We start from the raw sequence: 5,159 nt of genomic DNA on the forward strand, positions 1-5,159 counted from the left end.
CCGCGGCCCGGTCGTCGCCGAGCGCGACCCGGTCCGCGGTACGGGCGGCGGCCAGCGTGGACAGCACCGCTACGCCGAACGCCATGCCGAGCTGCTGGGTGGTGTTGAACAGCCCGGAGGCGAGACCGGCGTCGTCGGGGCGGGCGGCGGACATGCCGAGCGCGGTCAGCGCCGGCAGCACCAGCCCGAACCCGCCGGCGAGCAACATCACCGGGAGCACGTCGGGCAGGTAGCGGCCGTCCACCGGTACGCGGGCCAGCAGCACGAACATGGCGACGAGCAGGACGAGCCCGGCCAGCAGCACCGCCCGCTCGCCGAACCGGGCGTTGAGCCGGGCGGAGACGCCCAGCGACACCGCGCCGATGACGACTGCCGCCGGGAGCAGGGCCAGCCCGGTGCCTGTGGCGTCGTAGCCGAGCACCTGCTGGAGGTAGAGCGTGACGAGCACCTGGAACGCGAACGTCGACGCCACGGTGAGGATCTGGACCACGTTCGCCACCGCCACGCCGCGCGAGCGCAGGATCCGCAGCGGCATGAGCGGGCGGCGTGCGGTCGCCTGCCGGACGACGAACCCGGCGACCAGCGCGACGGCGAGCGCGCCGAGGCCGAGCGTACGCGCCGACGTCGCCCCGTACCGCTCGATCGTGACCACCGTGTAGATGCCGAGCACCAGTCCGGCGGTGACCAGCAGCGCGCCCGCCACGTCGGCCCCGGCGGCCAGGCCCAGGCCCCGGTCGGCGGGCAGCGTACGGACCGCGAGCGCGATCGTGGCCAGGCCGATCGGCAGGTTGATCAGGAAGATCCAGTGCCAGCCCAGCGCGTCGGTGAGCAGGCCGCCGGCGACCTGGCCGATGGCCGCCCCGGCCGCGCCGGTGAAGGCGAACACGGCGATCGCCCGGCCCCGCTCGGCGGCGTCGGGAAAGAGCGTGACCAGGATGCCGAGGCTCACCGCGACCGCCGCCGCGCTGCCGACACCCTGGAGGAAACGGGCCGCGACGAGCGTGGCGCTGTTCGCCGCCACCCCGGCCAGCACCGAGGCGGCGGTGAACAGCGCGGTGCCGCCGAGGAACATCGCCCGGCGTCCGACCAGGTCGCCCAGGCGGCCGGCGAGCAGGAGCAGGCTGCCGAACGCGATCAGGTACGCGTTCACCACCCAGCTCAGGCCGGCCGGGGAGAAGCGCAGTTCGCGCTGGATGGCCGGCATCGCCACGGTGACGATGCTGCCGTCGAGGATGGTCATCAGGGCGCTGGTGGCGAGCACGCCGAGGGCGAGCCGCCGCGAGCGGGGAGCGGACATGGAGTCCTCCTGTCGAGAGGTGCGACAGGATGGACCGTAACGGATAGTTCCGTTACGGACAATCTATTGAGGGACTATTGGCGAGCCCGGCGGGCCGGCTTCGGGCTCTGCACCGGCGTGGCCAAATGGCCGGCGGCCAGGCGCTCCAGCGCGCGCAGGAAGACCGCCCGCTCGTCCTCCGGCAGGCTCGCCAGCGCCTCGGCGTGCACCCGGTCGACGATCTCCTGGCTGCGCGCGGCCACCCGGGCGCCCTCCTCGGTGACCGCGATGATCCGGGCCCGCCGGTCGGTACGCGACGGACGCCGCACCGCCAGCCCGGCCTGCTCCAGCGCGTCCACCGTCACCACCATCGTCGTCTTGTCCATGTCGCCCATCTCGGCGAGCTGGATCTGCGTACGCTCCTCGGGCAGCGCGTGCGCGAGCACGCAGTGCATCCGCGCGGTCAGCCCGATCTCGGCCAGGGCCGCCGCCACCCGGGTGCGCAGCACATGACTGGTGTGGTCGAGCAGGTACGACAGGTCCGGGGTGCTCATCCGCCCAGCGTACCGATGGGTTCGTGGCGGATGATCCGGCGCGGACCCGGTCGGACCGCGGATACGATCTTGTGAGATGTCGTCGGCAGGAGAGGTTCGGTGCGGTGAGCGACGTGCACGGCAGGCAAGTGATGGTGGGTTACGACGGGTCTCCGGCCGCGAGCGCCGCCATCGAGGCGGGCGCGTTGCTGTTCCCCGGCGCGCACGCGTGGATCGGGCATCTGTGGACGCCTCCGTTCGCCAGCGAGGAGCTGCGCAAGCGGCTCTGGACCGGCAAGCGCAACATCAACGCGTTCGTGGAGGCGATCGAGCGCGAGGGCGGCCGGGAAGCCGACCGGCTCACCTCCGTCGGCGTGATGCTGGCCCGCGCCGCCGGCTGGGACGCCGAGCCGCTCGTGTGCCGCAGCTACGGCGGTGAGGGGCTCCGGCTCGCCGAGCTGGCCGACGAGAAGCAGACCGACGTGCTGCTGCTCGGCTCGCGCGGTCTGGGCGGCGCCCGGGCCGTGCTCGGCAGCGTCTCGGACATGGCCGTGCACTACAGCCCGCGGCCCGTCCTGGTGGTGCCGCACCCGCTGCTCACCGACGAGCACGACGCGCTCGCCGCCGGCCCGGTGGTGGTCGGCTGGGACGCCTCCGCCGGCGCCGAGGCGGCGCTCGACTCCACCCGGCGTCTCTTCCCCGAGCGGGACGTCGTCCTGGTCGCCGTCGACGGCGACGAGGGGGAGACGCCCACCCCGGACACGGCCGGCGGTTCGGTCACCGTCGTGCGGGTCAGCGCCGGACGCGGCGCCCAGGGACGCGCGGTGGCCGAGGCGCTCTCCGCCGTCGCCACCGAGCACAAGGCGAGCGCGGTGGTGGTCGGCTCGCGCGGACGGACGGCGATGCGCAAGATCCTGCTCGGCAGTGTCGCCATGGCCACCCTGCACCGTGCCCACCGGCCGGTGATGGTGGTGCCGCAGAGCCCGGTCCGCGAAGCGGAGTAACCCGGCGGCGCACGGGTGCCTCCCCGGCCGAGGGAGGCACCCGCTTCGTCACCGCTGCCCGCGGCGCGCCGGTCGGGCCCGCGATGGTTGAGGCAGCCGTCCCCGGAGGCGGGCGCTGGCACCCGTCGATGCGCGGCAACTATTCTCGGGTCACAAGCCAGTCGCCGTCTGACGGAGTGGTCGATGCGGAAGGGCCTGGTCGCGGACCGGCATGCGCAGGGGGACGGCCGCAGAGCCAACCTCGGCGCGTTGCTTCGGCGCGTCCACCTGACCGGCCCGGTCACCCGCGTCGAGCTGGCCGAGTGGATGGGCGTCAACCGCAGCACGGTCATGGCGCTCACCGCGGAACTGGCGTCGGCCGGTCTGGTCCGGGAGGTGGCGGCCGGCGGCAGCGGACGGGCGGGACGACCGTCGCTTGTGGTCCGCCCGGCCTCGGACACCTTCTACGTTCTCGCCTTCGACATCGCCGTGGACCGGCTCGTGGCCGCCCGTGTCGGGCTCGGCGGCGTGGTGTCGGCCCGCCTGGAGGCGGAACGGCCACGGGCCGGGGCCGACCTCGACTCGGTGGTCTCGGTGCTCGCCGACTTCGGGCGGGCGCTGCACCACGCCGCGCCGGCCGGGTCGGTGTGCGTGGGCGTCGGCGCGTCGTACTGCGGGATGATCCGGCCCGGCGACGGCATGGTCCGCTTCGGACCGGACATGGGGTGGGTGGACCAGGCGTTCGGCGCCGAGCTGGCCGGGCGGCTGGACCTGGGCCTGCCGGTCCTGGTCGGCAACGAGGCGCACCTGGGCGCGCTGGCGGAGCACCAGCGGGGCGCCGGAGTCGGCGTGCAGAACGTCGTCTACCTGCACGGTGACGTGGGCGTCGGCGGCGGGATCATCGTCGGCGGTGAGCTGCTCGACGGCGACGGCGGGTACGCCTCCGAGGTCGGGCACATGCTCGTGAACCCGTACCAGGGGAGGCCCTGCGGCTGCGGCTCGCGCGGGTGCCTGGAGGCCGAGGTCGGTGAGCGGGCGCTGCTCGACGCCGCCGGCCGCCCGGCGGGGGAGAAGGGCCGCGAGGCGGTACGGGCCGTGGTGGCCGCCGCGTCGCGGGGCGAGCCGGCCGCCCGGGACGCGCTGCGGCACATCGGTGACTGGCTGGGCATCGGCGTGGCGAACGTGATCAATCTGTTCAACCCCGGCGTGGTGATCTTCGGGGGCACGCTCAGCGAGGTCTTTCCGGTCTGCGCCGCCCACGTCCGCGGCCGGATCGCCGCCAACGTGCTGCCCATCTCCCGCGACAAGGCCCGCCTGCGGGTGTCCGCGCTCGGCTACGACGCCACCTTGATCGGCGCCGCCGAACGGGGCTTCACCCCGTTGTTCGCCGACCCCCTCGGCACCCTCACCCGCGCCTCGGCGCTTCGCTGATCTTGGAGTTGTGGCGCCTGGGATGTCGCTTTGGTGAGCCTTGTGAGGCGCCACAACTCCAAGATCGACGGCGGCACGCGCCCGGCGGCGGGTCAGGGGGTCAGGCGGTGGGTCAGCCAAGGGAGGAGAGCCTCGCCCTGTTGGCGCTGGAACGCTCGGACCGTGGGGATGCCGGGGGGTGGGGGCTGGCGGGCGCCGTCGAGGAAGAAGCCGGTGAGGCCGGCCAGCACGCCGGTCAGGTCGGCCGGGTCCACATCGGCGGTCAGCGGCTGGGCGGCCAGCAGCGCGTCCGGGTCGTGTCCGCCGTACACCTGGACGTTGACGACGGTGAACAGGGTGTCCAGCCAGGCCGGCCCGCGACAGGCCCACGGCCAGGCGACCACGGTGACCGATCCGTCCGGGCCGAGCAGCAGGTTGTCCGCGCGGACGTCGACGTGGCAGAGCGTGTCACCGGCGAGCGCGGCCAGGCCCCGGTCGGCGGCGGCGCACAGCTCGGGCAGGTGGGACCGGGCCCACGGGTCGAGGTCGGCCGGCGGGTCGGCGGCGAGGCGCCGCCAGCCGCCGAAGTCGTACGCGAGGTGTTCGGCGGCGGTGGTGGTTCCGGCGGCGGCGGGCGCCGGGGTGAGCGTCGCCGCCATCGCCTCCAGCGTGGACAGCACGGCGGCCAGCTCACCGGTACGCCACGGGGTAGCCGGGTGCCGGCCCTCGACGTCGGTGAAGACGAGCGCGATCCAGTGGCCGTCGTCGTAGCTGCCGAGCAGCCGGGGCGCGGGCGCGTCCGGGGGCAGGGCGGCGGCGATCCGGGCCTCGGCGCGGTGCAGGTGGGGACTGCGGTCGTTCTGCGCCGGGCTGACCGCCTTGACGAAGGCCCGGCCACCGCCTGCGGTACGGACGCGGTCGGCGGTGCCGGGGGAGAAGCCGCCCGGCTGCGAGTGC

5 protein-coding genes are annotated in these 5,159 nt (G+C 74.6%); 2 read left to right on the forward strand and 3 right to left on the reverse strand.

Features of this window, described 5'->3' with window-relative positions; all coding sequences use genetic code 11:
• Both KBX39_RS22450 and KBX39_RS22455 read right to left on the reverse strand, forming a co-directional pair.
• Positions 1-1,297 (reverse strand): MFS transporter (locus tag KBX39_RS22450; RefSeq protein WP_210872364.1); only part of this gene is annotated, 1,297 nt, incomplete at its 3' end.
• Positions 1,298-1,371: 74 nt separating this feature from the next.
• A complete protein-coding gene (locus KBX39_RS22455; protein WP_069088933.1) occupies positions 1,372-1,830 on the reverse strand; it encodes a MarR family winged helix-turn-helix transcriptional regulator in 459 nt (152 codons plus the stop codon).
• A gap of 113 nt (positions 1,831-1,943) precedes the next feature.
• On the opposite strand from KBX39_RS22455, the gene KBX39_RS22460 reads away from it, so the two are divergent.
• Together KBX39_RS22460 and KBX39_RS22465 are read left to right on the forward strand one after the other, a co-directional pair.
• The gene (locus KBX39_RS22460; RefSeq protein WP_210872370.1) at positions 1,944-2,813 is read left to right on the forward strand and encodes a universal stress protein; all 870 of its coding nucleotides are present in this window, start codon (positions 1,944-1,946) and stop codon (positions 2,811-2,813) included.
• 183 nt (positions 2,814-2,996) lie between these two features.
• Positions 2,997-4,223: an ROK family transcriptional regulator gene (locus tag KBX39_RS22465; RefSeq protein ID WP_210872366.1), complete on the forward strand. Its 1,227-nt coding sequence runs from the start codon at positions 2,997-2,999 to the stop codon at positions 4,221-4,223.
• Positions 4,224-4,315: 92 nt separating this feature from the next.
• Here the strand turns inward: KBX39_RS22465 and KBX39_RS22470 are convergent.
• Positions 4,316-5,159 (reverse strand): phosphotransferase (locus tag KBX39_RS22470; RefSeq protein ID WP_210872368.1); only part of this gene is annotated, 844 nt, incomplete at its 5' end.

Source organism: Micromonospora sp. D75 (genome assembly GCF_018070405.1).
GTDB classification, from domain to species: Bacteria; Actinomycetota; Actinomycetes; order Mycobacteriales; family Micromonosporaceae; genus Micromonospora; species Micromonospora chalcea.

Bases quoted from the DNA above. Each gene is read 5' to 3' on its own strand.
- KBX39_RS22455 (WP_069088933.1), bottom strand. From the start codon at position 1,830: ATGAGCACCCCGGACCTGTCGTACCTGCTCGACCACACCAGTCATGTG.
- KBX39_RS22465 (WP_210872366.1), top strand. From the start codon at position 2,997: ATGCGGAAGGGCCTGGTCGCGGACCGGCATGCGCAGGGGGACGGCCGC.